Below are 20,774 nucleotides of genomic sequence, written 5' to 3'. Positions count from 1 at the left end.
GTGCCTATGGGTGAGACGACCGTGACGACACTGGAAGGCCAGGACCGGGCCGCTCCACGCCCCGTCGCGGAGGAGAACGCGGGGAAGGCGTTCCTGCGCAGGCTGCGCACCCCGCGTCGCCCCCGCTTCTGGTTCGAGATCCTGCTCATCGCCGTGAGTTACTGGACGTACTCACTGATCCGCAACGCCGTGCCCGAGCAGAAGCAGGAGGCGTTGCGCAACGCCGACTGGCTGTGGCGCCTGGAGCACCATCTCGGGATCGCCGTCGAGCAGTCGGTCAACCACGCCGTGAACTCGGCGACATGGCTGATCGTCGGGATGAACTACTACTACGCGACGCTGCACTTCGTCGTGACGCTCGGCGTCCTGGTGTGGCTCTATCGCAGCCACCCCGGCCGGTACGCGGCGGCGCGCCTCGCGCTCTTCGCCACCACGGCGGTGGCCCTGCTCGGCTACTACTTCTTCCCGCTGGCCCCGCCCCGCCTGATGATCGGCGGCGACTTCGTCGACACGGTGGTCGTCCACCACACGTGGGGTTCCATGGCCTCCGGGGACCTCAAGCACATGTCGAACCAGTACGCCGCGATGCCGTCGATGCACATCGGCTGGTCCCTGTGGTGCGGTCTGAGCGTCTTCGCCCTGGCCTCGGTGCCGTGGGTGCGTGTCCTGGGCCTGCTCTATCCGGCGGCCACGCTGCTGGTCATCGTCTCCACCGCCAACCACTTCTGGCTGGACGCGGTGGGCGGCATGCTGTGCCTGGCCTTCGGCTTCGCGGTCGCCCGCCTCTGGTACGGGGCTCTGCCGTACGCCCTGCCCCGCTGGGTTCCCGGGACGCGTGGCGCGCCCCTGGTGCCGCTGGAGACCTGACGACCCGGAGCTGTCGTCGAACGGGGCGATACGTCCCGTCTCGCGACTCTCCGGCGCCTGGAGCCGCACGAACCCGCTACCGCTCGGGGTGAGCCGTCACCGGTCGGGGTGGGCCGCGCCCCGGAGCGCGTCCAGCAGTCCGCGCAGTGCCGGCCGCTCGGCCGCGCCGGGACCCGTCTCCCGTACCGCCGCGTAAAGGACCCGCACCGGCTCAGGGGCGCGCACCTTCCGCACCACCACGCCGGGGTGCCGGCTCCCCAGCCCGAGCCGGGGAATCAGACTCACTCCGAGCCCGGCCGCCACGAATCCCTGAGCGGTGGCGTAGTCCTCGCTCTGCACCGCGAACGAGGGCCGGAACCCGGCAGTGGCACAGGCGTCCAACTGGGCGTCGAGGCAGGGCCCCGGCCACTCGCTCCCGACCCACGGCTCATCGGCCAGCTCCGCCAGTTCGAGCAGTCGCCGCCCCGCGAGCCGATGCCCTCTGGGCAGCACGACCCGGTACGGATCATCGAGCAGACGTACGAGCCGTATGCCCTCGGGACCGGTACCGTCGGCCCGCACCACCAGGGCGAGATCGGCCCGCCCCTCCTTCACATCGGGCAGCGGATCCTCCACATCGATCAGCTTCAACTCCACCCGCACGCCGGGGTGCTCACGCCGAAACCGCGCAACGGCGGGAGCGACCAGCGCGGCCCCGGCCGTGGCGAAGTACCGCACCGCGAGCCGACCCGTCCGCCCCGCCCGCAGATCCGCGAGGGCGGTCTCCGCCTCGGCGACCTGCCGCCCGATGGCGTCCGCGTACTCGGTCAGCAGCAGCCCCGCCGCGGTGGGCCGCACCCCGCGCCCGACCCGCTCCAGCAGCTCGGTCCCCGCCTGCTTCTCCAGCGCCCCGATCTGCTGGCTGACGGCGGACGGCGTGTACCCCAGATCCGCCGCGGCCGCCGTCACCGACCCGCTGCTGACCACAGCCCGCAGCACCTGCATACGCCGCACATCAAGCATGAAGCACACCTTAACAGTGCGTGCAAAACACTTCACTTGTCCTCAATCCAAAAACCACGGACGGTAGGACGCATGGCAAGCCCCGTCACCGTCTCGCCCTCCTCCCCCCTCCGTTCCTCTCTCCGCATGGCCGGCCTTGCGCTCCTCTGGGGCTCGGGCTTCCTCTGGATCAAACTGGCCCTGGACCACGGCATGTCCCCCGCCCACCTGACCCTCACGCGCTGCGCCCTGGGCACGGCGGTCCTCCTGCTCCTGGCCCGCGGGGCGCGCCAGCGCCTCCCTCGCTCCCGCGCCCTCTGGCTCCATGTGACCGTCGCGGCGCTGTTCTGCAACGCGATCCCCTTCGCCCTCTTCGCGCTCGGCGAGCAGACGGTCGACTCGGGGATCGCGGGCGTCATGAACGCGACCACTCCCCTCTGGTCGCTCCTCCTGGGCGCGGTTCTCGGCACCGACCGCGCCTTCCACCCCCTGCGCCTGGCCGGCCTGTTCCTCGGCTTCGCGGGCGTCCTGCTGATCTTCGCCCCCTGGCAGCACGGCGGTCTGGCCGGCTGGGGCGCCGGAGCCCTCCTGGCCGCCGCGGCCAGCTATGCGATCGCCTTCACCTACATGGCCCGCCACCTCACCCCCCGCGGCGCCCCCCTGGCCGTATCGGCGGCCCAACTCCTCATGGCCACGGCGTGGACGACCCTGGCCCTCCCCACGGCGGCCCCCACCCACCCCGACACCACGGCGCTGCTGGCGGTCACCGTCCTCGGTGTCTTCTCCACCGGCCTGACCTTCTACCTCAACTACCGCATGATCGCCGAAGAGGGCCCCACCAGCGCGGCCACGGTCGGCTACCTGCTCCCCGTCGTGTCCGTGACGCTCGGCGCCCTGGTCCTGAACGAGACGCTCGGCCCCCGCACCCTGGCGGGCATGGCGGTGGTCCTGGCCGGAGTGGCAGCCACCCGCACCCGCCCCCGAACGGAAGGGGCCGTGCCGCCCACCGCGCGGCAGGCCCCCAAGGCTCACGCCCCGTAGAACAGCACCTCCACCACGGCCCGAGCCCGCCGAGTGATCCGCCGGTAGTCCTCGAGCATGTCGCCGCCATGACCGGGCCCGTACCCCAAGTACCGCCCGACCGCGGCGAGTTCACGCCCGTCGGAGGGAAACGTGTCCCCGGCCCGCCCCCGCACCAGCATCACCGCGTTGCGCACCCGCGTGGCCAGCACCCACGCCTCGTCCAGGATGACGGCGTCCTCTCCGGACACCAGCCCCGCCGCGCACGCCGCGCCCAGCGCCTCCCGTGTCCGCGTGGTCCGCAGCCCCGGCTCCACCCACCCGTGCTGCAACTGGAACAGCTGCACGGTCCACTCCACGTCGGACAGCCCGCCCCGCCCCAGCTTGGTGTGCAGCGTCGGATCGGCCCCACGGGGCATCCGCTCCGACTCCATCCGGGCCTTCAGCCGCCGGATCTCCCGTACGGCGTCGTCACCGAGCCCCTCCGCGGGATACCGCAACGGATCGACCAGCTCGATGAACCGCCGCCCCAGGTCCTCGTCGCCCGCGACGAACTCGGCCCGCAAGAGGGCCTGCGACTCCCACACCAACGACCACCGCCGGTAGTAGGCCTGGTAGGAGTTCAGCGTCCGCACCAACGGCCCGGACTTCCCCTCGGGCCGCAGATCGGCGTCGATCAGCAAGGGCGGATCCGCACTGGAGACCTGAAGCAACCGCCGCATCTCCGAGACAACCGCGTTGGCCGCCCGGGAGGCCTCCTGCTCGTCGACACCCTCCCGGGGCTCATGCACGAACAGCACATCCGCATCGGACCCGTAGCCGAGCTCGTGCCCCCCGAACCGCCCCATCCCGATGACGGCGAACCGCGTGGGCAGCGTGTCCCCCCACCTGTCCCGCACCACGGCCCGCAGGGTCCCCGCCAGCGTCGCCGCCGTCAGGTCGGACACGGCCCCGCCCACCTGATCCACCAGCGCGCCCTGATCGGCGACGGCCGGCGTCTCCTCGGTGCCGTACGAGGCGACGATGTCCGCGGCGGCCGTACGGAACAGCTCCCGCCGCCGCACACCACGCGCGGCGGTCACCGCCTGCTCGCCCCCGTCGGCCCGCCTCACCGCGGCGAGGATCTCCTGCTCCAGATGGGCACGGCCGCGCGGTTCGAGCCCGCCCCCGTCCCCGTCGCCGCCGAGCAGCGCGACGGCCTCCGGCGCCCGCATCAGCAGGTCCGGAGCGAGCCGCCCGGCCGACAGCACCCGCGCCAGGTTCTCCGCCGCGGCCCCTTCGTCCCTCAACAGCCGCAGATACCAGGGGGTCTTGCCCAGGGCGTCCGACACCTTGCGGAAGTTCAGCAACCCGGCGTCGGGGTCGGCGGAATCCGCGAACCACCCCAACAGCACGGGCAGCAGGGTCCGCTGGATCGCGGCCTTCCGCGAGACCCCCGAAGCCAGGGCCTCCAAATGCCGCAGCGCCGCGGCCGGATCGGCGTACCCGAGGGCGACGAGCCGCTCCCGCGCCGCGTTCGGGCTCAGCCGGCTCTCGCCCGGGGCGAGTTGGGCCACGGCGTCCAGCAGCGGCCGGTAGAACAACTTCTCGTGCAGCCGCCGTACGACAGCCGCATGGCGCTTCCACTCACGGTTCAGCTCGACGACGGGATCGGCCCGAAGCCCGAGCGACCGCCCGATGCGCCGCAGATCGGCATCGTCCTCGGGCACCAGATGGGTCCGTCGCAGCCGGTAGAGCTGTATCCGGTGCTCCATGGACCGCAGGAACCGATAGGCCTCGTCGAGCTGCACCGCGTCGGCCCGCCCGACATACCCACCGGCCGCGAGCGCCTTCAACGCGTCCAGCGTGGTCCCGCTGCGCAGCGAGGTGTCGGCCCGCCCGTGCACCAACTGGAGGAGCTGTACGGCGAATTCGACATCGCGCAGTCCCCCCGGTCCGAGTTTCAGCTCGCGCTCGATCTCGGCGACGGGGATGTTCTCCACGACCCGCCGCCGCATCTTCTGTACGTCGGCGACGAAGTTCTCCCGCTCCGCGGCGTGCCACACCAGGGGCGCCAGCGTGGCCACGTACTCCTCGCCGAGTCCGAGGTCCCCGGCCACGGGCCGGGCCTTCAACAGCGCCTGGAACTCCCAGGTCTTGGCCCACCGCTGGTAGTAGGCGAGGTGACTGCTCAGGGTCCGTACCAGCGGCCCGTTCCGCCCCTCGGGCCGCAGATTCGCGTCGACGGGCCAGATGCTGCCCTCGACGGTGGTCTCGGAACAGATCCGCATCATGTGGGAGGCGAGCCGGGTGGCGGCCTGCAGCGCCTTGCGCTCGTCAGCCCCGTCCACCGCCTCCCCCACGAAGATGACGTCGACGTCGGACACGTAGTTCAGCTCGTGCCCCCCGCACTTCCCCATCGCGACCACCGCGAGCCGGCACAGCGCGGCGTCGTCGGGCGCGGCGCGGCCGGCGATGGCGAGCGCGGCGCGCAGGGTGGCCGTGGCGAGGTCGGCGAGTTCGGCGGCGGTCTGGGCGAGGTCGGTGGTGCCGCACACGTCACGTGCGGCGATGGACAGCAGGCAGCGCCGGTAGGCGACGCGCAGGGCGACGGGGTCGGTCGCCTGCGCCAGCCCTCGCTCGAACTCCCGTACCCCGGGGTGGAGGTCCTGCGGCTCGTACGTCACGAGCTCCTGCCAGTCGCGCGGGTGCCGGGCGAGGTGGTCGGCGAGGGCCGCGGAGGCACCGAGGACTCCGAGCAGCCGGTCGCGCAGCGGCTTGGCCGCGATCAGGGTGTCGAGGAGTTCCCGTTCGGCGTTGTGACCGTCCTGCGCCTCGACGAGCCGGACGAGCCCGAGCAGTGCGAGATCGGGATCGGCGGTGGCGCCGAGCGCGTCGAGGAGCACCGGATCGGACCGTACGGGCTCGAGCTCCGCGCCGTCCAGGAGCCGCTCGGCGGCCGACGGATCGGTGAAGCCGTGTCGCAGCAGCCGCGTGAAGGTACTGCTCCTGCGCCCCGGCGCCATCATCCTGGGCCCTCCCGTCGGATCAGGTCGCACGACCGGTCCGATCAAGGTCGTACGAGGCCGAGCCTAACCCCGGTCCCCACGGTGGCGCCCCGTGCCGGAATCGGCTTCCGTAGGAGGTGTCCTCGGATGTGGCCCGTGCGAGCGGCGAGGAGGGTACGAAATGCCAGAAGGCGAGCGGGGCGGCAGCGACCGCGCAGGCCGGGAGGTGAGCAGTTCATCAGGTCTTCACCCCGCCGGTTGGGCGGCTTGGCGCAGGGGAATGTTGGCGTGTGCATGCTCTGTCCGCACCGCCACCGTCGTCTTCCCCCCACCGGAGGTCTGAAGTGTCCGGCAGAAACGTGTACCGCCGCAGTCGTGCCGTCGTGGCGTCCGCCCTCGCCTTCACCGCAGCCGCGGTGGGCCTGTGGACCGGCCTCGGCGGCTCCACGACCGCGCACGCCGCGGCCGGGGTACCGACCCCGGACCACGTCGTCGTCGTGGTCTTCGAGAACCACGCGTACAGCCAGGTGATCGGCTCCTCCAGCGCCCCGTACATCAACTCGCTCAGGACCGGCGGCGCCAACCTCACCTCGTCGTACGCCGAGACGCACCCGAGCCAGCCCAACTACTACGCCCTCTTCTCCGGCTCCACCCAGGGCGTCACGGACGACAGCTGTGTCACCCCCGGCTTCTCCTCCGCCGCGAACCTCGCCTCCGAGGTGATCGCGGCGGGCAGGACCTGGGCGAGCTACAACGAGACGCTGCCCAGCCAGGGTTCCACGACGTGCAGCAGCGGCAACTACGCGCAGAAGCACAACCCGTGGTTCGGCTTCAGCAACGTACCGACGTCGTCCGCGAAGACCTTCACCCAGTTCCCGACGGACTACACGACACTTCCGCAGGTCTCCTTCGTGGTCCCCAACCTGTGCAGCGACATGCACGACTGCTCGGTGTCGACCGGTGACACCTGGCTGAAGAACAAGCTGGGCGCGTACGCGACCTGGGCCAAGACCCACAACAGCCTGCTCGTCGTCACCTTCGACGAGGACAACCGGCTCAGCGGCAACAAGATCCCGACCGTTTTCTACGGCCAGCAGGTGACCGCGGGATCCACCAGCTCGACCACCTACAACCACTACGACCTGCTGCGCACCCTGGAGGACTCGCAGGGCCTGTCGACACACGCGGGCAACGCCGCCTCCGGCAAGGACATCACCGGCATCTGGACGTCCTGAGATGTATGTGGCGGACAGCCGCGCCTCCACGAGTGCGGCGTCCGCGGAAGGCGCCGTCCGGCCTCGTGCCGGACGGCGTCGTGCCGCGGTCGCGCCCACGGTGCTGGCGCTCGGCGCGGTCAGTCTCATCACCGACGTCTCCTCGGAGATGGTCACGGCGGTACTGCCCCTGTACCTGGTGACGGGCCTCGGCCTGTCCCCGCTGGGCTTCGGCCTCCTGGACGGCATCTACAACGGCTTCTCGGCGCTCGTCCGGCTGATCGGGGGCCACCTGGCCGACCGCGGCGGCGGCCGCCACAAGTGGGTGGCGGGCTTCGGCTACGCCCTCTCGGCGGCCTGCAAGCCCCTGTTGCTCCTGGCCCACACGCTCACCCCGATCGGCCTGATCCTGGCCGCCGACCGCACCGGCAAGGGCCTGCGCACGGCCCCGCGCGACGCGCTGATCTCGCTGTCGAGCACGCCGGAGACACGGGGGCGCGCGTTCGGCGTGCACCGGGCGATGGACACGGCGGGCGCGCTGTTCGGTCCCCTCGTGGCCTTCCTGATCCTGCGGGCCACGGTCGACGGGTACGACGCGGTGTTCACGGTGAGCTTCTGCGTGGCGGTGGTGGGCGTACTGGTCCTGGTGCTGTTCGTGCCGAACGGCGCGCGTACGACAGCGACAAGGGCGACAAGGGCAGGAACAGGGACGGCACCGCAGAAAACCTCCGGGGACACCGCACCCCGCCCCACCCTGCGCGCGGCCCTCGCCCTTCTCGCCCGCCCCGACCTGCGCCGCGTCACCCTCTGCGCGCTCCTCCTGGGCCTCGCGACGGTCAGCGACTCCTTCGTCTACCTGCTCCTCCAGCGGCGCCTGGGCGTACCGGACCGCTGGTTCGCGCTGCTGCCCCTCGGCACGGCGGCGGCGTTCCTGCTCCTGGCCGTCCCGCTCGGCCGCCTCGCGGACCGGGTCGGCCGCTGGCGGGTGTTCCTGGCCGGCCACGGCGCCCTGCTCCTCGCGTACGCCCTCCTGCTCACCTCCTGGCACGGAACGGCACTGCCGTACGCCGTCCTGCTCCTGCACGGCTGCTTCTACGCCGCCACCGACGGCGTACTGATGGCGGTGGCCTCGGAGAGCGTGCCCGAGGAACTGCGCTCGTCCGGTCTCGCCCTCGTACAGACGGGCCAGGCCCTGGCCCGTTTCGTCTGCTCGCTCGGCTTCGGCGCGGCGTGGACGGCTTGGGGCGACCGTACGGCGCTCACGGCGTCGACGGTGGCGCTGGCACTCTGCGCCCTGTTCGCGCTCACACTCCGCCGTCCCACCCCCTCCGCCCCTTCAGAAGGCCTCGCATGACCCTGCGTACCCGCATCCTGGTCCTGATCTCGGCGCTGGTCGTCCTGGCGGGCGTGGCCACGGCCTCGGTCCTGCACGCCTCGGCCCGCGCGGACCGCAAGAACCAGACCCAGCCCGGCGGTCCGAGGGTCACCGCGGGCACGGTCGCGCTCACCACCGGGTCCGGGAGCCGCATGATCTTCCGGAACATGGCCTGGGGCCCGCACCGCGACGAACTGACGACGGTCCCGGCATCCAACCCCTCGGGGCCCCGCACCGCGTCGAAGGTCAAATGCCTCCGCTTCTACGCGGCCGCGGGCACCGGCGTCTGCCTCCAGTCGGTGCACGGCCCGGTCCAGGACACCTACCGGGCCGTCATCCTCGACACGCGCCTGCGCCAGACGGCCCGCTACGACGTCCCCGGCATCCCGTCCCGCGCCCGTGTCTCCCCCAGCGGCCGGTACGCCGCGTGGACGGCCTTCGTCGGCGGCGACTCGTACGCGGGTACGAACTTCTCCACGCGCGCGGCGATCGTGGACACGAGAACGGGGAAACTGACCCCCTCCTTGGAGGCGTTCCGGGTCGTGAAGGACGGCAGGACGTACCACGCGGCGGACGTCAACTTCTGGGGCGTCACGTTCGCGGCCGACGACCGCACGTTCTACGCGACGCTGGCGACGAAGGGCAGGACGTACCTGGTCCGAGGAGACCTCCTGGCCCGCACCCTCACGACCCTCCACACCAACGTCGAATGCCCGTCCCTCTCCCCCGACGGCACGCGCGTCGCCTACAAGAAGCGCGTGCCGGGCCTGTCGAAGGACGCCCCCTGGCACCTGTACGTCCTCGACCTGCGCACGATGCGCGAAACCCCGCTGGCCGAGTCCCGCAGCGTCGACGACCAGGTGGTCTGGCGCGACGACCGCACGATCGTCTACGCCCTCCCCGGCGACTACGGAGCCGACCTCTACACCGTCCCGTCCGACGGCACGGGAAAGCCGCGCCGCATCAGCACCGCGGCGGTGTCTCCCGCGTACGTGAACTAGGCGAAGGCACCCTGGGCGGTGAAGGCCAGCCTGGCGAAGCGTTCGCCGATACGGCGATGGGTGACGGCGTCCGGGTGGAGCTGGTCGGGCAGCGGCAACTCGGCGAAGTCGGCCTCGCCGTAGAGGTCCAGGCCGTCCAGGTGGTGCAGGTTCGGATCCTCGGCCGCCCGCTGCTCCACGATCCGGGCCAGCTCGTCGCGGATGACACGCAACGTCAGTTTCCCGCTCGCGCGCTCCGCCGGATCTCCCATGGCCAGGAACCGCAGCCGCCCCGCGCCGAGATCGGAGAGTTCCGGGGCGGTGGGCCCGGGCGTGTCCTCATGGATGGGACAGAGCAGAGGCGAGACGACCAAGAGCGGCGTGGTGGGATGCCCGTCACGGACGGTGTCGAGAAAGCCGTGCACCGCCGGTCCGAAGGCACGCAACCGCATCGCGTCGGTGTTGACCAGATTGATCCCGATCTTGACGCTGATCAGGTCGGCGGCGGTGTCCCTCATGGCCCGCGCGGTGAACGGATCGAGCAGAGCACTCCCGCTCAGCCCCAGGTTGATCAGTTCCACACCGGCGAGGGAGGCGGCGCGCGCGGGCCAGGTGGAGGTGGGCCCGGCGGCGTCGGAACCGTGACTGATCGAGCTGCCGTGATGCAGCCACACCTTGCGTCCCCGGTCCGGCGCGGGCTCGACGGGGGCGTCGGTGCGCAGGGCGACGAGTTCGGTGCTCTCGTTGTGCGGCAGCCAGATCTCGACGTCCTTGACGCCGTCGGACAGACCGTCGAAACGGAGCGTCCCGACCGCTCCCGGCCGGGTCGAGGCCGCTCCGGTGGCCATGTCGATGGTCATCGTCCTGCCGCCGATCACGCTCGCCCGCCCCGCCGGCCGGCCGTCGACAACCAACTCGTACACCCCGTCCGGACGGGGCGGCGCACCCACGTAGACGAGTTTGGTGGGCAAGGTGTCCAGCTCGACGGCGGTGGCCCGGGTACGGAAGACCAGCCGTACGCCGGAGGGCTGGGCCTCGGCCATGGCGAGCTGTCCGTCGGGGATCTGCCTGCGGGCCCGGGCGGGCAGCCGGTGCGGGAGGAGACCGCGTTCGGTGGGCTCCAGGTCGAGGGCACCGCGCAGGAGGTCGGCGGTGATGGGTGTGGTGATCCAGTCGTGGTCGGTGGTCATGGCCTCGGTGTCTCCATCAAAACTCTCGGGTGCCGGAATCGACGGGAGGGACGATTCGGGCGGGACGATCAGTGGGCGGATGCAGGCCCGGTTTCTGCCCCTGTTGTCGCTGTTGTTGCTGCTGTCGCTGTTGTCGCTGCCGTCGCCGCCGCGCTCGCGGGCCAGTTCCGCAGCAGCGCGTCGAGGGCGTCCAGCATCCGCACCCAGGTCTCCTGCGTGTCGGGGGCGCTGTGGCTGAACCCTCCCCCCATCTCCAGGCTGACGTAGCCGTGGAAGAAGCTGCCCAGCAGTCGGACGGCGTGTGTCTGGTCCGGCTCCGTCAGCGCGTAGCCACGCAGGATCGCCCGCGTCATCTGCGCGTGCCGCCCACCGGCGCTGGCGGCGGCCGTTGCCGGATCGAGCCTGAACTGGGCGGCGGCATAGCGGCCGGGATGCTCCCGGGCGTAGTCGCGGTAGACGTTCGCGAGAGCGGCCAGGGCGTCCTTGCCCGCTCGTCCGGCCAGCGCGGCGGCGCCCCGGTCGGCGAGTTCCTCCAGTGCGAGCAGGGCGATCCGGGTCTTGAGGTCCTGGGAGTTCTTCACGTGCGAGTACAGGCTCGCGACCTTCACGTCGAAGCGTCTGGCGAGCTCCGAGACGGTCACCTGATCGAAGCCGACCTCGTCGGCCAGCTCCGCCCCCGCGAGGACCAGACGTTCCGTGGTCAGCCCGACGCGAGCCATAACCTTCCTCCCATTCACCACAACGACTAATATATTTGCCTAAGATTTTTAGGCAATTTACCATGTCCCTCATGAAGCCGCTGACCGAACAAGAGATCCGCGCCGCGTTCGTGAACTGCACCAAGGGCGAGGCGAAGCGTCTGTCCGTCCCACGCGACCTGGCCGACCACCCCTGGGACGACCTGGACTACCTCGGCTGGCGAGACCCCCAGTCCCCCGAACGCGCCTACCTCGTCCTCGAACTGAACGGCCACCCGAAGGCCCTGGTCCTGCGCAGCCCCAGCCCCACCTCCTGGCAGACCCGGCGCAGCATGTGCTCGATGTGCCTGACCACCCACACCGGCGGCGTCTCCCTGATGGTCGCCCCGAAGGCGGGCAAGGCAGGCCAGCAGGGCAACTCGGTCGGCGCCTACATATGCAGCGACCTCTCCTGCTCCCTGTACGTACGAGGCAAGAAGGACGCGGGCGCCGGCGCCCGCCTGCACGAGTCACTCACCCTGGAGGAGAAGATCCAACGAACGGTGACGAACCTGGCGGCGTTCCTCACGAAGGTGACGGCGTGACGCCGTACGGCCCCTGTCGCACTCAAACGAGGAGGCCCGCGAGGAGGCCATGAGGAGACCTGCGAGGAGGCCCGCGTGGAGGCCCATGCGGAGGCCCATGCGGAGGCCCACGTGGAGGCCCATGAGGAGGAGATCGCCACCGGCCACCGGATTATTCTGCTCCGGTGACCAACCAGCCGCTTGAGGGCACTGTCGTCCGCCTCGTCCGCCTGTCTCCCGACCACGCCGAGGCCCTCTTCCCGTCGGCGTCCGATCCCGAGGTCTGGCGGTGGATGCCCCGGGCACGACCCGAGACCGTGGCCCAACTGCGCGAGTGGCTCGGCGAGATGACAGCGGACCCGACGCGGCGCTGCTTCGCGGTGCAGCGCCGTGACGACGGCACCGTGATCGGTTCGACCAGCATGTACGACCTCGACCTGGCCGAGAGCCGCACCGAGATCGGCGCGACCTGGTTCGACCGTTCCTGCTGGGGCGGCCCCTACAACGTCGAGTCCAAACTGCTGCTGTTCGCCCACGCCTTCGAAGACCTGCGCCTGGCCCGGCTGGCCCTGCGCACCGACAACCTCAACGTGCGGTCCCAGCAGGCCCTGGCCCGCCTCGGTCTGGTCCACGAAGGAACCCTGCGCAGCCATATGCGCCGCCCGGACGGCACCCGCCGCGACTCCCTGTACTACAGCCTGCTCGCCGACGAATGGCCCACCGTCCGCGAGACACTGCGCGCCCGGGTCACCGCCAAAACCGCGGCCTGAAGGTGGAACGTCTCCTCGGCGTCTCCGCACGCTGTTCCCCGCCCGATCTGGCACAGGTCTGGCACGGCACATAACTCGGTGGCCGCGGTGCGGCGTCATGCCGGATGATCGAGCCCATGGATGCCGTCGTTCAACGGGTGCGCACGTCATGGACGAAGAAGTCGCGCGGCGGTCCTGAAGCTGCCCTGAGGAACGCCGCCCCGACGGTCTTCTTGCTGCCTCCCGGTCTGAGTTCCGCCCTCCACGAGGTCGCCATGCGGGAGTCCGATTCCTTCGAGCCTCATATGCAGGTACGGGATCTGTCGGCGCCGGGGACGATCCTCCGCGAGGTCGATGGGGTGCTGCGCGTGGATCCACCAGAGGCAACCATGTTTGCCATGCCACGACGCAACCGACGCCCGCCCGCCGTTCGCCTGGCTCCCGGCCAGTGGCTGCAATGGCAGATCAACTACCGGTTCGTCGGCAGATGTGACGGGGCCTGGTCCTATCAACTGGAGACGTTCAACATCCTTTTCGGCTCTGCGGCGCCCGATGCGTTTCTGGGTACACCGACCCGTCGTGTGGACGAACGGGCGGCTCTGCGCCGAACTCCGCAGTACAGGAACGTCATTGCCGCACCGACGACCCGAATACTTTTTCTTTATATTGGGTCGCATTTTCGTTCACGGGTTGCGTCGTCGCGATGCTCTACATCTGGCCGGCTATTCATTAAGCAGTAGGCAGCGCCAAGAACCTTCACCCACCGCAACCCGGCGCTCGCCACGATCCCGCCGGCACCTCGCCGAGGACCCGGTCCAGGAAACCCTCGCCAAGACGTACCGCTCCTGACGGCGGATCAGGGGCTGTCGACCCATCAGGAGTGAGATCCAGGTCACATTGACGATCGACTCACCCCACTTTCATAATGCAGTTATGCATAACAACGTTATGGATCCCGGTGGCTCCGGTGAAGAGCTCATCGTCGCCTTGGAGCAGCTGGTCCGGTACGTGCGTCAGGTCAGCACGGCCGGAGGTCTGAGCTCGGCGGCCTCGTCCGTGTTGGGCCGCCTCGGCCGCGAGGGACCTCAGCGGGTGACCGAGCTGGCACGCGGAGAGGGCGTCTCCCAGCCCGGAATGACCCAGCTGGTCACGCGCATGGAACGCGACGGGCTGGTGCGCCGCATCGCGAGCACCGACGATCGGCGAGGCGTGCTGGTCGAAGCGACCGACGCCGGAGCCGACGTGGTCAGAGAGCGGCATGCCGAGCGCGCGGAGGCTCTGCGCGAGCTGATGGACCGGCTTGATCCGCAGGAGCGGTCCGCGGTGGCCATCGCCCTCCCCGCGCTCGCCCGATTGATCCAGGCCCAGGCGTCGAAGTGACCGTCGGCATCGATGAGAGACAACCTTCCGGGAGAAAATAGGCAATGAGCGCAACGCATGGGACAACGGCGAGCCTGTTCAAGCAGCCACGTGCTGTCTGGGCCGTGGCGTTCGCCTGCGTCATCTCGTTCATGGGCATCGGCCTGGTCGACCCGATCCTTCCCTCGCTCGCGAAGAACCTCCATGCCACACCGAGTCAGGTGTCGCTGCTGTTCACCAGCTACCTGGTCGTGACCGCGGTCGCGATGCTCGTGGTGGGGTGGGTCTCCAGCCGGATCGGCGCCAAGCGCACGCTGGTCATAGGCCTGGTACTGATCGTCGTGTTCTCCGCACTCGCCGGCGCCTCCGGCTCGATAGGCGGCATCGTCGGCTTCCGCGCAGGCTGGGGCCTGGGCAACGCCCTGTTCATCGCCACCAGCCTGGCGGTCATCGTCGCCTCGGCCAGCGGCGGCTTCGGCGGAGCGATCATCCTCTACGAAGCCGCACTCGGTCTCGGCATCGCGGTCGGCCCGCTGCTCGGCGGTGAACTGGGCACCATCAGCTGGCGCGGACCGTTCTTCGGCGTCGCCGTACTCATGGCCGTCGCCCTGATCGCCACGATCGCGTTCGTCCCCGCGCTGCCCAAACCCGAGCACCGCAGCTCACTGGCCGCCCCGCTCAAGGCGTTGCGGCACCGCGGCCTGCTCACCATGGGCATCATGGCGCTGCTGTACAACTGGGGATTCTTCACCATGCTCGGCTACGCGCCGTACCCCATGGAGCTCGACGCCCAGCAGCTCGGCCTGGTTTTCACCGGCTGGGGCCTACTGGTCGCCGCCTTCAGCGTGTTCGTCGCCCCCCGCCTGCAGGCACGTTTCGGCACCGCCCCGGTGCTCTACGGCAACCTGATCGGGCTCGGCATCGTCATGACGGTCATCGCCGTCGGCGTCAACAGCCCCGTCGCCGTGATCGTCGCGGTCATCGTCAGCGGCGCGTTCATCGGTATCAACAACACCCTCACCACCCAGGCCGTCATGCTCGTCTCCCCGGTCGAGCGATCGGTCGCCTCCTCGACCTACGGCTTCGTCCGGTTCATCGGAGGCGGCCTGGCTCCGTTCGTCGCCGGCAAGCTCGCCGACGCCACCAGCCTGAGCGTCCCGTTCTACCTCGGCGGCGCCGCCTTCATCCTCGCGGTCTTCGTCCTCGCCTCGGGCCACAAGCTGGTCAGCGCTGCGGAGAAGAACGAGGCCCACGGCGAGACGGTGCGCCCGACCCTCGAGCGTGTCGGGGCCACCCCGGAGCCCGGGTACCGCCCGGTCATCGTGGCGGTCGGCGCCACCGAGGACGCCGCCCTGATCGTCGACGAGGCCGCCGCGATCGCCCGCGACACCGACAGCACGCTGGAGGTCGTCCACGTCCGTGAGACCGCCGTGATCGAGGAGCAGGCCATCGACACCGAGGACGCCGACCACGCACGCGCCGCAGTGCTCGCCCACCTCAACCACCTCGCCGCACACGGCGTCACCGCCACCGGCCAGGTACTCACCAGCATCGGTGACCACGCCACGGCCGGCAGGGTCCTCGCCCAGCACGCCGCCGACGTCGAAGCACACACGATCGCGATCGGCCGGTCCCCGCGCGGACCGGTGGCACAGTTCACCGACGGCAGCTTCACCGCCGCGCTGACCCACGCCGCGGCCTCCACCGTCGTCCTGGTCGAACCCGGCCGGACACCACACCGGTTGACGGCAGCGTCACTGGAGGAGCTGCGCACCAAGAGCGCGTAGCGCGGACGGGCACGGCGCCGGCAAGAAGGAGACAACGTGGGTGCGGCGAACGCGATCGCGTACACGCTGGGGACCTCGGTGCTGATCACCGCCATCGCCATCGCCATCGCCATCGCCATCGGCGCGAACGTCCTCCCGCGCGGTGAGCGCCGCCGGGACCGCGAACGTGAACTTCGGCTGCCGTCCGCCGTCCGTCGTCCGCCGTCCGCCCAGAGGAGGTCGTCGTGCTGATCGCCGTGTCGCTTGTCTGCGCCGTGCTCGCGGCCGCGAGCAACGCTCTTGGAAACGTGATGCAGCGTCGGGCCGCCCTGATCGTCCCGCGGTCCGACGGGTTCCGGATCGGCCTGATGTGGGACCTGCTCCGCACGCCCGTCTGGGTGCTCGGGATCGGAGGCGTCCTCCTCGCGGCACTCTTTCAGGGCGCCGCACTGGCCACCGGCCCCCTGGCCGTCGTACAGCCGGTCTTCCTGCTGGAGTTGCCGTTCACCCTGCTCGTCGCGGGTATCGCCTTCCGTCACCCGATGCCCCGGGCGACCTGGCTCTCTGTCGGCAGCATCGTCGTCAGTCTCTGCCTGGGACTGTTCGCGGCCGCACCCGGCGGAGGCACCCTCCAAGCCCCCGCCTCACTGTGGACAGCGGTGATGGCCTGTTGCCTCGGAGCCATGGCGGTGCTGTGCACCCTCGCGGTCAGGCGCCGCGTGGGCCCAAGCCGCGCCGCCTGCATGGGTCTGGCCGCCGCCATCGGCTACGCCCTGACCGCCGCGTTGATGAAGTCCTCCACCGACACCCTCAGCCGTGAGGGCATCGCCGCCTTCTTCACCTCCTGGCAGACCTACGCCTTCGCCGCGACGGGCGTGTGCTCTTTGTTCCTGCTGGAGAACGCCCTACAGTCCGGACCACTGATCGCCTCCCAGCCGGCACTGACCCTCGGAGACGCCCTCGTCAGCCTCACCCTGGGCATCACCCTCTACGGCGAAACCCTGCGCGGCGGCTGGTGGCTGCCCCTCCAACTCCTCTGCCTCGCACTGGCGGCGACGGCTGTGACCCGCCTGTCCCGTAACCACACCCTGTCCGGCAAGCCGGCCGGCACGTCGGACACGGCCACGCCGGCGGACGACGAGACCCCAACGACGAGCGCCTCGGACCACGCGGCGGCTCATGTACGGCCCACACCCCGCGGAACGGCAACGCACGTGCAGTGAGTCGAAGGAGGAAACCATCGATGCCCACGTCCATCACCGGCTTCGCATGTGCCCTGGAATTCCGCCCTCGCATGTACTTGGCCGCGTTGCGCATGACCCGTAATCCGGACGACGCCGAAGACCTGGTGCAGGAGGCCTACGCCAAGGCATACGCGCACTTCGACCAGTTCCAGCAGGGCACCAACCTCAGAGCCTGGCTCGACCGCATCCTGATCAACACCTTCCTCAACAACCACCGCAAGGCACGGCGCGAGCCGCCGCGCAGCCGCACCGACGAGATCGAGGACTGGCAGCAGGTCCACGCCGAGTCCCACATGCCGCCGGGACTGCGCTCGGCCGAGGCCGAGGTGCTGGACCGCCTCGGCGACCCGGACGTCCGGGCAGCCCTGCGCGCCCTTTCCCCCGAGCAACGGGTGACCATCTACCTCTGTGACGTCGAGGGCTTCACCTATCAGGAGACCGCCGACTTCACGGGCGTGACCACGAACACCGTCGGCTCCCGCATCTACCGGGCCCGGCACCACCTGCGGCAACTGCTGCAGGACTACGCAGGCGAGCACGGACTCGTCGAGAAACACACCACGCGCCGGCATGGCCAGGCCCCCGCCTGCCTGAGTCCCGGCGCGCGCCGCGCCCGAGTCGATCCCTGTACCCCGCTCCCACCTGCGGCCTAGGGAAAGTCCCGCACGCATGGACTGCAGCCACGGTCAACGACGCATCTCGACTGCTGCGAGCCGTCATTGACCGTGGCTGACCACACCAAATGGCACACTCAGCCGACATCCGTCCCACACTGATGGGCGCTCGTCATGTCAGGCAGACGCCCGTCAAGACCGTGGGCAGGCCCTAGTTGACGGGCGTAGAAATCTGCCGGGAGCGCAGCTTCATGTGCACACTCCGGGGCGACTGGCGGTAGCGTTGAGTAGCGGCGGGGCTGGCTTGGCACCTCAGGGGCGGATATGACTCTCTCAAGCGGTCAAGATCTCCAGTACCTGGAGTCACTCGACTCTGTTCGGATGCCCTGGCCAGGTCCGACTGGCATCTCGGACTCCGAGCGGCAGCGACGGGACGACCACGAGCTTCAGGTCTTTATCGAAGTACTCATGACGCTTGCACTTGGGCGCGATGTCGTCGTTCCACAGTCTTATGCGTTTGATTCCACTGGATTCCTCAGTGTCGCACACACAGTGCTACAGGCCCGCAATGCGACAGCCATCAACGAACACCCCTTTCGGCTTCATCTCTTCAGGGCAAATTCCTTCGAAGACGCCGCAACAAGCATTCTTGGTCGCGCCTTCGACAAGAATCATCCATTTTTGAGTTCTTTGCTACCGGAACTCCACAAGCCGGAACAATACGGTCTTGATTCTCATCATGTTCGCTGGCAGTCCGAGAGCTTTGATCGCCTACTCAACAGCGACTGGATAGGAGACATCCGGGCGCAGGCGCTGAACGAGATTCGCACGGAATTCCGAGGTCTGCCCCGAGTGAGGGCGAATCCCCCAGCTGCACCATTGGGGCTGGGAGAGCTGCTCACCTCCACCATTGCGGAGACATCCCCGATGGGCCGAGCGGCGCAATCTCTTCCCGAACCCTTCCGTGAGGTACATGCGGAGCTCGTGAGCGCGATTCGCCGTCTTGATCCTACGCGTTCTGGGGCGTTCAATGAACGCAGTCGTTTGCGAATCCCAGACCCGTGGCCCGACGATCCGGATCGTCGGACACCGGAGGAAATCGTCGGAAGCAAAAGTACTCTCAATCTAGTAATCGAGTTCGTTGACACCTTGCACAATGTGATCGTGGCTGATTCTATCGGAATTGCGCCCGCGACCTTCAGTACTGACGTATCCGTCGGGGATCGGATCCTCATCTCACGCGCGATCGCGCAAGAGCTGGCGATCGCGCAATATCGTTCCGCAACGTACCGACCAGCTTGGTTGCCACATCAGGACGTATCGGCAGGCGAATCAGAGGAACATCCACTGTTCGAGGTGCGGCTCAATTCGCAAGCAACCGTCACGGAGAGTCGGACCCTCGGCCAGTTTTCGAATCTGCGGGATAATGCGGTAGACGCAATCGCCGCCCTCCTTGATGCTCGGGCGCAGCGGGGAGGTTCAGGCCGGGCCCGGTCGCCCTTCTGGAAAGGGATGGACAAGTTGGCTGCGGCGGAGAACGCTACAGCCGCCCGAAAGGCACTTGATGCTCATCTTGCCTGCGTCGCCTCCATCCTCGGCGGTCAGGGTGATGCCGGCCTCGTAGGAAAATTTGGAGTTCAGGTCTTCCTTACCGGAAGTGGTGCCACCGGACCTGCAATTGCGGCCGCGCTCTGGCAATTTCCGAGCGTTCTCGAATTCTCCGCAATAGCCATCGGGGCACTTGCCCCCACCATGACCAAAGAGGGAGTTCAGTCCGCCCGCCGCTGGCAGGGCACGCGGCGCCGAGCCCATGCACTCGGAAGAGTCGTCGACGTGAGGGGCTATCAGTCTTGAGAAACCCGGGAGGCCCCGAGCCCATCCGCCGAAAGCGCGAGGTCCTCGCCTACGCGAATCGCTTCTCCGAGGTCTTCGATGACGAGGTGGAGTTCCCGGACGGCACCCATGGCCGGTACCTGAGAATCACAAACCGTGGCGAAGGTCCAGGCGTCGTGATACTGCCCATCCATGGAATGAATGTCGGACTCGTTCACATATATCGCTACCCGGTGGGATCATGGCAGTGGGGCTTTCCTCGCGGTTTCTCCCACGATCACGACCCCCTCGTCACTGCCCGGATGGAACTCCACGAAGAGCTTGGTGTGCAAGACACTGAATTCGAACTCTTGGGCGTTATGACACCAGATTCAGGAATGTTGGCGAACCGGGTTGCCGTAGTGCTCGCACGGGTCAACGAGCCCACAGGGCAAGTAGTTGACGTGCAAGAAGTTGCCGCCGTGCGCTGGCTCCACATCCGAGAGCTATGGCATTGGGTAGCCCAGGGGCGCATTGAGGACGGAATGTCATTGGCTGCGCTGGCTCTTGCCCACGCACTCGGTCACCTGCCCAGCCCTTGAGGCACGCAGGCGAGTCTCCGCGCCGAGGAAGAGGTGCATCCGGCTTGATGGCACAGGGAGAGGGAGGGCGAGTGTCGGAGCATGCCAGTCCTCGGGGGACCTTTCTCAAGGTCGCGGACGCGGTGAAGGCTCCGGTCGCGAACGACCCGGAGCTGACGGAGCTTCCGTCAGCCGCGGACCTGATGCGCGACATCATCGCGGATGAGGGCCTTGAGGTGGGGGCAGCCTTCCCGAGCGCGTCCGCGCTGGCTACAAGGTTCGGAGTCTCGCGGCCCACGGTGACCAAGGCTCTCGACAACCTGGAAGCCGCCGGCGTGCCGGCAAGTAGGGGGCAGGGCAAGGTGCGGACGGTCCGCACCGCGCCGGTTCGAGAGAAGCGTCCGCAGCTTGCCGGAGCTGACGGAGTGGGCCTGTCCGGTCTCCGAATCGCTGCTCGCTGAGCCACTGCAAAGGTGCGCGACGTGCCGTTGTCCCACCGCGTCGCCCACGTACTCGAGCGGCATCGGGAGACGGTCCCTCCGGTGGAAGTGACGTTGCCGTGGCTGCGGCCGGCTGGACGCCGGCGAGAACATCAAGGCACTGACTACGTACCTCGGGCACACCGGTCCGGGGTTCACGCTCCGGGTATACACGCAGTTCATGCCGAGCAGCGACAGCCGGACCCGGAAGGCCGTGGACAGCATGTACACGGGCACCGATTCACCGCCTGACGGCCCACAGACGGCCCAGGGCCTGTAAGACGCCGTAGGGCCG

General features: G+C 69.1%; 21 protein-coding genes and 1 pseudogene. 17 read left to right on the top strand and 5 right to left on the bottom strand.

Annotation, left to right across the window (positions count from 1 at the left end):
• Window positions 1-6: 6 nt before the first annotated feature.
• A complete protein-coding gene (locus AQJ27_RS07020; RefSeq protein ID WP_067363390.1) occupies window positions 7-867 on the top strand; it encodes a phosphatase PAP2 family protein in 861 nt (286 codons plus the stop codon).
• 96 nt (window positions 868-963) lie between these two features.
• Here the strand turns inward: AQJ27_RS07020 and AQJ27_RS07015 are convergent, their stop codons facing one another.
• Complete coding sequence (locus AQJ27_RS07015) at window positions 964-1,869, bottom strand: LysR family transcriptional regulator (RefSeq protein ID WP_067363387.1); 906 nt, start codon at window positions 1,867-1,869, stop codon at window positions 964-966.
• A 126-nt stretch (window positions 1,870-1,995) separates the two neighbouring features.
• Between AQJ27_RS07015 and AQJ27_RS07010 the strand changes: the two genes are divergently transcribed.
• Window positions 1,996-2,889 carry a DMT family transporter gene (locus tag AQJ27_RS07010; protein ID WP_067364728.1) on the top strand — a complete coding sequence of 298 codons (894 nt, stop codon included), beginning with the start codon at window positions 1,996-1,998 and terminating at the stop codon, window positions 2,887-2,889.
• Here the strand turns inward: AQJ27_RS07010 and AQJ27_RS07005 are convergent.
• Entirely contained in the window at window positions 2,877-5,876 is a 3,000-nt protein-coding gene (locus AQJ27_RS07005; protein ID WP_067363384.1) for a bifunctional [glutamine synthetase] adenylyltransferase/[glutamine synthetase]-adenylyl-L-tyrosine phosphorylase, read from the bottom strand. The genes AQJ27_RS07010 and AQJ27_RS07005 overlap by 13 nt on opposite strands.
• 323 nt (window positions 5,877-6,199) lie before the next feature.
• Between AQJ27_RS07005 and AQJ27_RS07000 the strand changes: the two genes are divergently transcribed.
• From AQJ27_RS07000 to AQJ27_RS06990, 3 genes are read left to right on the top strand one after another with little or no spacing between them, the layout of a single operon-like run.
• Window positions 6,200-7,090 carry an alkaline phosphatase family protein gene (locus AQJ27_RS07000; RefSeq protein ID WP_067363381.1) on the top strand — a complete coding sequence of 297 codons (891 nt, stop codon included), beginning with the start codon at window positions 6,200-6,202 and terminating at the stop codon, window positions 7,088-7,090.
• 1 nt (window position 7,091) lies between these two features.
• A complete protein-coding gene (locus tag AQJ27_RS06995; protein ID WP_201264290.1) occupies window positions 7,092-8,423 on the top strand; it encodes an MFS transporter in 1,332 nt (443 codons plus the stop codon).
• Window positions 8,420-9,445, top strand: a complete 1,026-nt coding sequence (locus AQJ27_RS06990) for a TolB family protein (RefSeq protein WP_067363379.1) — start codon at window positions 8,420-8,422, stop codon at window positions 9,443-9,445. Before AQJ27_RS06995 ends, AQJ27_RS06990 begins: the two co-directional genes overlap by 4 nt.
• Here AQJ27_RS06990 and AQJ27_RS06985 read toward each other — a convergent pair.
• Window positions 9,442-10,614 carry a GDSL-type esterase/lipase family protein gene (locus AQJ27_RS06985; protein ID WP_067363375.1) on the bottom strand — a complete coding sequence of 391 codons (1,173 nt, stop codon included), beginning with the start codon at window positions 10,612-10,614 and terminating at the stop codon, window positions 9,442-9,444. The two genes, AQJ27_RS06990 and AQJ27_RS06985, sit on opposite strands and share 4 nt — an antisense overlap.
• Window positions 10,615-10,682: 68 nt before the next feature.
• On the bottom strand, window positions 10,683-11,333 hold the full coding sequence (locus AQJ27_RS06980; RefSeq protein ID WP_167552111.1) for a TetR/AcrR family transcriptional regulator: 651 nt from the start codon (window positions 11,331-11,333) through the stop codon (window positions 10,683-10,685).
• A 71-nt stretch (window positions 11,334-11,404) separates the two neighbouring features.
• Here AQJ27_RS06980 and AQJ27_RS06975 point away from each other — a divergent pair, with 71 nt between their 5' ends.
• From AQJ27_RS06975 to AQJ27_RS51865, 9 genes are all read left to right on the top strand, one after another.
• Window positions 11,405-11,896, top strand: a complete 492-nt coding sequence (locus AQJ27_RS06975) for an FBP domain-containing protein (RefSeq protein ID WP_067364721.1) — start codon at window positions 11,405-11,407, stop codon at window positions 11,894-11,896.
• A gap of 164 nt (window positions 11,897-12,060) precedes the next feature.
• Window positions 12,061-12,645: a GNAT family N-acetyltransferase gene (locus AQJ27_RS06970; RefSeq protein ID WP_067363372.1), complete on the top strand. Its 585-nt coding sequence runs from the start codon at window positions 12,061-12,063 to the stop codon at window positions 12,643-12,645.
• A gap of 116 nt (window positions 12,646-12,761) precedes the next feature.
• Window positions 12,762-13,364, top strand: a complete 603-nt coding sequence (locus AQJ27_RS51870; protein WP_235613505.1) for a hypothetical protein — start codon at window positions 12,762-12,764, stop codon at window positions 13,362-13,364.
• A 193-nt stretch (window positions 13,365-13,557) separates the two neighbouring features.
• Window positions 13,558-14,004, top strand: coding sequence for a MarR family winged helix-turn-helix transcriptional regulator (locus AQJ27_RS06965; protein ID WP_067363369.1), 447 nt, complete (start codon window positions 13,558-13,560; stop codon window positions 14,002-14,004).
• Window positions 14,005-14,048: 44 nt separating this feature from the next.
• On the top strand, window positions 14,049-15,770 hold the full coding sequence (locus AQJ27_RS06960) for an MFS transporter (protein WP_067363366.1): 1,722 nt from the start codon (window positions 14,049-14,051) through the stop codon (window positions 15,768-15,770).
• 36 nt (window positions 15,771-15,806) lie between these two features.
• Window positions 15,807-16,001 (top strand): hypothetical protein, encoded by a 195-nt coding sequence (locus AQJ27_RS06955; protein WP_067363363.1) that lies wholly within the window; start codon window positions 15,807-15,809, stop codon window positions 15,999-16,001.
• A complete protein-coding gene (locus AQJ27_RS06950; RefSeq protein ID WP_067363360.1) occupies window positions 15,995-16,972 on the top strand; it encodes a DMT family transporter in 978 nt (325 codons plus the stop codon). Before AQJ27_RS06955 ends, AQJ27_RS06950 begins: the two co-directional genes overlap by 7 nt.
• Before the next feature lie 20 nt (window positions 16,973-16,992).
• Window positions 16,993-17,646 carry a sigma-70 family RNA polymerase sigma factor gene (locus AQJ27_RS06945; RefSeq protein ID WP_067363357.1) on the top strand — a complete coding sequence of 218 codons (654 nt, stop codon included), beginning with the start codon at window positions 16,993-16,995 and terminating at the stop codon, window positions 17,644-17,646.
• Between the two features lie 429 nt (window positions 17,647-18,075).
• On the top strand, window positions 18,076-19,461 hold the full coding sequence (locus AQJ27_RS51865; RefSeq protein WP_235613506.1) for a hypothetical protein: 1,386 nt from the start codon (window positions 18,076-18,078) through the stop codon (window positions 19,459-19,461).
• Here AQJ27_RS51865 and AQJ27_RS58535 read toward each other — a convergent pair.
• A complete protein-coding gene (locus AQJ27_RS58535; RefSeq protein WP_067363354.1) occupies window positions 19,452-19,658 on the bottom strand; it encodes a hypothetical protein in 207 nt (68 codons plus the stop codon). The two genes, AQJ27_RS51865 and AQJ27_RS58535, sit on opposite strands and share 10 nt — an antisense overlap.
• Here AQJ27_RS58535 and AQJ27_RS51860 point away from each other — a divergent pair.
• From AQJ27_RS51860 to AQJ27_RS61200, 3 genes and pseudogenes are all read left to right on the top strand, one after another.
• Window positions 19,638-20,021 carry an NUDIX hydrolase gene (locus tag AQJ27_RS51860; protein WP_235613510.1) on the top strand — a complete coding sequence of 128 codons (384 nt, stop codon included), beginning with the start codon at window positions 19,638-19,640 and terminating at the stop codon, window positions 20,019-20,021. The genes AQJ27_RS58535 and AQJ27_RS51860 overlap by 21 nt on opposite strands.
• Before the next feature lie 71 nt (window positions 20,022-20,092).
• On the top strand, window positions 20,093-20,461 hold the full coding sequence (locus AQJ27_RS06935; RefSeq protein ID WP_067363351.1) for a GntR family transcriptional regulator: 369 nt from the start codon (window positions 20,093-20,095) through the stop codon (window positions 20,459-20,461).
• Window positions 20,462-20,470: 9 nt separating this feature from the next.
• Window positions 20,471-20,759: pseudogene (locus tag AQJ27_RS61200) on the top strand (site-specific integrase); the annotation flags it as partial.
• Window positions 20,760-20,774 lie beyond the last annotated feature (15 nt).

It is taken from the genome of Streptomyces olivochromogenes (assembly GCF_001514115.1).
Classification (GTDB): domain Bacteria; phylum Actinomycetota; class Actinomycetes; order Streptomycetales; family Streptomycetaceae; genus Streptomyces; species Streptomyces olivochromogenes.
The sequence above is the reverse complement of the archived record's forward strand: the minus strand, read 5'-3'. Positions and strand labels throughout refer to the sequence as shown.

What these genes read in the sequence shown, in the direction of transcription:
- AQJ27_RS07020 (WP_067363390.1), top strand. Translation starts at nt 7, where the DNA reads ATGGGTGAGACGACCGTGACGACACTGGAAGGCCAGGACCGGGCCGCT.
- AQJ27_RS07015 (WP_067363387.1), bottom strand. Translation starts at nt 1,869, where the DNA reads ATGCTTGATGTGCGGCGTATGCAGGTGCTGCGGGCTGTGGTCAGCAGC.
- AQJ27_RS07010 (WP_067364728.1), top strand. Translation starts at nt 1,996, where the DNA reads ATGGCCGGCCTTGCGCTCCTCTGGGGCTCGGGCTTCCTCTGGATCAAA.
- AQJ27_RS07005 (WP_067363384.1), bottom strand. Translation starts at nt 5,876, where the DNA reads ATGATGGCGCCGGGGCGCAGGAGCAGTACCTTCACGCGGCTGCTGCGA.
- AQJ27_RS06995 (WP_201264290.1), top strand. Translation starts at nt 7,092, where the DNA reads ATGTATGTGGCGGACAGCCGCGCCTCCACGAGTGCGGCGTCCGCGGAA.
- AQJ27_RS06990 (WP_067363379.1), top strand. Translation starts at nt 8,420, where the DNA reads ATGACCCTGCGTACCCGCATCCTGGTCCTGATCTCGGCGCTGGTCGTC.
- AQJ27_RS06985 (WP_067363375.1), bottom strand. Translation starts at nt 10,614, where the DNA reads ATGACCACCGACCACGACTGGATCACCACACCCATCACCGCCGACCTC.
- AQJ27_RS06980 (WP_167552111.1), bottom strand. Translation starts at nt 11,333, where the DNA reads ATGGCTCGCGTCGGGCTGACCACGGAACGTCTGGTCCTCGCGGGGGCG.
- AQJ27_RS06975 (WP_067364721.1), top strand. Translation starts at nt 11,405, where the DNA reads ATGAAGCCGCTGACCGAACAAGAGATCCGCGCCGCGTTCGTGAACTGC.
- AQJ27_RS51870 (WP_235613505.1), top strand. Translation starts at nt 12,762, where the DNA reads ATGGATGCCGTCGTTCAACGGGTGCGCACGTCATGGACGAAGAAGTCG.
- AQJ27_RS06965 (WP_067363369.1), top strand. Translation starts at nt 13,558, where the DNA reads ATGCATAACAACGTTATGGATCCCGGTGGCTCCGGTGAAGAGCTCATC.
- AQJ27_RS06960 (WP_067363366.1), top strand. Translation starts at nt 14,049, where the DNA reads ATGAGCGCAACGCATGGGACAACGGCGAGCCTGTTCAAGCAGCCACGT.
- AQJ27_RS06945 (WP_067363357.1), top strand. Translation starts at nt 16,993, where the DNA reads ATGCCCACGTCCATCACCGGCTTCGCATGTGCCCTGGAATTCCGCCCT.
- AQJ27_RS51865 (WP_235613506.1), top strand. Translation starts at nt 18,076, where the DNA reads ATGACGCTTGCACTTGGGCGCGATGTCGTCGTTCCACAGTCTTATGCG.
- AQJ27_RS51860 (WP_235613510.1), top strand. Translation starts at nt 19,638, where the DNA reads ATGAATGTCGGACTCGTTCACATATATCGCTACCCGGTGGGATCATGG.